Origin of the sequence: Burkholderia sp. HAN2018 (assembly GCF_024704855.1) — a bacterium.
GTDB classification, from domain to species: Bacteria; Pseudomonadota; Gammaproteobacteria; order Burkholderiales; family Burkholderiaceae; genus Burkholderia; species Burkholderia cepacia.
In genome coordinates this window covers 1-1,868 of record NZ_QOBB01000476.1, presented here as the reverse complement: position 1 = coordinate 1,868, position 1,868 = coordinate 1, and the positions used below count along the sequence as shown (strand labels likewise).

Annotated in this window: 1 protein-coding gene and 1 pseudogene; one reads left to right on the top strand and one right to left on the bottom strand. The window is 71.6% G+C overall.

Annotated features, from left to right (window positions below):
• Positions 1–928 (top strand): glycosyltransferase (locus DPV74_RS41115; protein ID WP_119339272.1); only part of this gene is annotated, 928 nt, incomplete at its 5' end.
• A 102-nt stretch (positions 929–1,030) separates the two neighbouring features.
• On the opposite strand, the pseudogene DPV74_RS41110 reads toward DPV74_RS41115, so the two are convergent.
• Positions 1,031–1,868: pseudogene (locus DPV74_RS41110) on the bottom strand (phage tail protein); the annotation flags it as partial.

Below are 1,868 nucleotides of genomic sequence, written 5' to 3'. Positions count from 1 at the left end.
CGACCACAGCGACGACGGCACCGCCGACGCGGCCCGCGCGGCCGCGCTCGCCATCAACCGCGCCGACCGGCTGACGGTGCTGGCCGCGAAGCCGCTGCCGGCCGGCTGGTCGGGCAAGGTGTGGGCGCAGTCGCAGGGGATCGCCGCGGTGCAGGCGCTCGGCCTGCCGGCCGACTACCTGCTGCTGACGGACGCCGACATCGGCCATCCGCCGGACGCCGTCGCGCAGCTCGTCACGCGCGCGCAGGCCGAGAACCGCGATCTCGTGTCGCTGATGGTGCGGCTGCGCTGCGATTCGTTCTGGGAAAAGGCGCTGATCCCGGCGTTCGTGTTCTTCTTCGCGAAGCTCTACCCGTTCTCGTGGATCAACAACCCGCGCAACCGGACGGCCGGTGCCGCGGGCGGCTGCATGCTGGTGAAGCGCACGGCGCTCGAGGAAGCGGGCGGCATCGAGTCGATCCGCGGCGCGCTGATCGACGACTGCAGCCTGGCCGCGCAGATCAAGCACCGCGGCAGCGGCCGCCACCCGATCCGGCTCGACCTGGCCGACCGCAGCGTGTCGCTGCGCCCGTACGACAGCTGGCGCGACATCTGGAACATGATCGCGCGCACGGCGTTTACGCAGCTGCACTACTCGCCGCTGCTGCTGGCCGGCACGCTGCTCGGGATGACGATCATCTATCTCGTGCCGCCCGCCGCGGCGCTCGCGTACGGCGCGCGCGCGTGGCCGGCGTGGCTCGCATGGGCGTCGATGTGCGCCGCGTATGCGCCGATGTTGCGCTACTACCGGCGCTCGCCGCTGTGGGCGCCTGCGCTGCCGCTCGTCGCGCTGTTCTACGTCGGCGCGACGTTCGCGTCCGCGTGGCGCTACTGGCGCGGCAAGGGCGGCCAGTGGAAGGCGCGCGTGCAGGCGCCGGTGGAGCGCTGAGCGGATCCCGGGAGGCGTGCCTCCCGGCAGCCGGAAAGCAAACAGCCCGATCGTGGAAACGGTCGGGCTGTTTCGTTTTCGGCGGGGGCTGCCTGCCGGTGCCTAGCGCTGGGTCAGCATCATGTACATCTGGATCACGACGTCCGGCGAGAACGTGAACGGCACCCAGCCGTAGCCCGTGTGACGGGCGACCAGCAGGCGGTCGCCGTTCGACTGCTTCTGCACGGCCATCATCGGGTTCTTCGTCGTCACGAAGCGCCAGCCGGCCGGGATGCCGGGCGGCGGCTCCGGCTGCATCGACGCGCGTGCATGCGCGAGTTCCTCGATCAACTGGCCCAGTTGCTCCGGATGCAGCGTGATCGATTCGCCGTTGATGGTCAGCGTGAGTTCGTTCTGCGTCGGACGCGATACGTGCAGCGTCGATTTGTCGGACGGCGCCTGCGTGGTGGCGGCTTCGGCTTCGACTTCACCTTCAACCGGCGTGTCGGCTTGCGCCGTCGCGACGATTGCCGTCCCGGTGTCGGCCGTTGCCTCCACCGCTTCGGCCACGGCCGGCGCAGGCGCGTTCACGGCCGGTTCCGCCGCCGGCGTGTCGGCCGGTGCGGGTTCGACGACTTCCGCCGCAACGGCCGTGGCGGCCACCGCGCTCGTCGCGGCTTCCTTGACGACGGCCTCGACCAGCGCCTCGGCGTCGGCGATGGCCTTCGCGTGGTGCTGCGCAGCCGCTTCGGCTTGTGCGATCGCTTCGGTATGGCGTTGCGTGACGGCCTCGGCCTGCGCGGCGGCGTCGGCGTGGCGTTGCGCGGCCGCCTCGGCCTGCGCGATCGCTTCGGTATGGCGTTGCGTGACGGCTTCGGCCTCGGCGGTGGCGTCGGCGTGACGCTGCGCGGCGGCCTGCGCTTCCGCGATCGCCTGCGCGTGCTGCTGCGCGAGCGCTTCG